Source organism: Kitasatospora putterlickiae (assembly GCF_039527695.1).
Taxonomy (GTDB): Bacteria; Actinomycetota; Actinomycetes; order Streptomycetales; family Streptomycetaceae; genus Kitasatospora; species Kitasatospora putterlickiae.
The window spans coordinates 17,615-18,959 of record NZ_BAAAKJ010000020.1; the positions used below are offsets into that span (position 1 = coordinate 17,615).

Below are 1,345 nucleotides of genomic sequence, written 5' to 3' on the forward strand. Positions count from 1 at the left end.
CGCCCGGCTGATCGACACCGCCGTGCTGGCCGTGGTCGCCGTCGCGGCGGGCGTCCCGCTCGGCCGCTCGGTCGAGGCGCACCTCCAGCGGAAGCTCGACCAGGCCCGGATGGCCAGCCGCCTCACCCGCCGCCAGATCGACGTCTGGCTGGTCGACGGCACGGTGCTCGGCAAGGCCGCCGTGCTGCTCGGCATCCTGCTGTTCGTGGGACTGCTCTACGAGGTCCTGCCGACCGCCCGCACCGGCCAGACCTTCGGCAAGCGGCTCGCCCGGATCCGGGTGGTCGCGGTGGCCCGGACGGCGGCGGCGGACGCTCCGGCCCGGCCGGGGATCGGCCGTTCCCTGGTCCGCTGGCTGGTCCGGCAGGCCTCGACGCTGCTGGTGGTCGGCCTGGTCTGGCCGCTGTTCGACCGGCCGGCCCGGCGCGGCTGGCACGACCGGGCGGCCCGCACCCGGGTCGTCCGGCACTGAGGCGCCACCGCTCTCCCGTCCGATGGTCTTGCCGGACAAAACAGACTCAATATCCCAAGTTCGTACAATGCGTGATGTTCTACTCGGGGCATGAGCACCTACGACCCCTCAGGCCCTGAGCCGGAGGGGGGCGGCAAGCCCTCCTTCGGCAAGCAGCCCCCGCAGTCGGGCGGGGGCGCGCCGGAAGGTACGCCGCCGGACCCGTACGGCACCCCGCCGTCCGCCACCCCGCCCCCGGACGGCGGCCCCGGCGCGTACGGCGGCACCTACGGCGGCGCTCCCGGAGGCCCGCCCCACGGCCAGAACCCCTACGGCGGATCGCCCTACGACCAGCCCCCGCCCGGCTACGGCCCCGCCGGGCACGGCGCGCCCGGCGGCGGCCCCGTCCCCGGGATGCCCCCGCTCGGCGGCTGGCCCAACCGGATCCTCGCCCGGCTGATCGACTACCTGCTGGTGCAGGTCGTCGCCCTGCTGGTGGTCCTGCCGTTCGCCAGCCTCTCCGAACGCTCCGGCACGGCCGGCGCCTTCTGGGTCGCCTGCCTGCTCTACCTCGTCTACGAGGGCGTGATGCTCGGCCGGGACGGACAGACCTTCGGCAAGAAGGCCATGAAGATCCGGGTCGCCATGCTCGTCGACGGCAACTCCCCGACCCAGTCGGCCGCCTGGACCAGGGCGGCGGTCTTCATCCTGCCCGCCGTGATCTGCTGCGCCGGGCTCTGGTGGCTCATCGACGGCCTGTTCGGCGTCTTCGACAAGCCCTACCGGCAGTGCGTCCACGACAAGGCCGCGAAGACGGTGGTGGTCTCCACCGCCTGAGCCGACCGGGTTCCGGCCTTGGTTCCCGCTGGTGTCCGCCGACCGGCGCGCGGCCCT

The 1,345-nt window shown here is 74.3% G+C and carries 2 protein-coding genes; both read left to right on the forward strand.

The genetic code is table 11. From position 1 onward, the window contains the following. Positions 1 to 472: RDD family protein (locus tag ABD308_RS02320; RefSeq protein WP_344324688.1), on the forward strand; the 472-nt coding region annotated here is incomplete at its 5' end. Between the two features lie 90 nt (positions 473 to 562). Next, a complete protein-coding gene (locus ABD308_RS02325) occupies positions 563 to 1,288 on the forward strand; it encodes an RDD family protein (protein WP_344324691.1) in 726 nt (241 codons plus the stop codon). The last annotated feature ends 57 nt before the right edge of the window (positions 1,289 to 1,345 follow it).

What these genes read in the sequence shown, in the direction of transcription:
- ABD308_RS02325 (WP_344324691.1), top strand. Translation starts at nt 563, where the DNA reads ATGAGCACCTACGACCCCTCAGGCCCTGAGCCGGAGGGGGGCGGCAAG.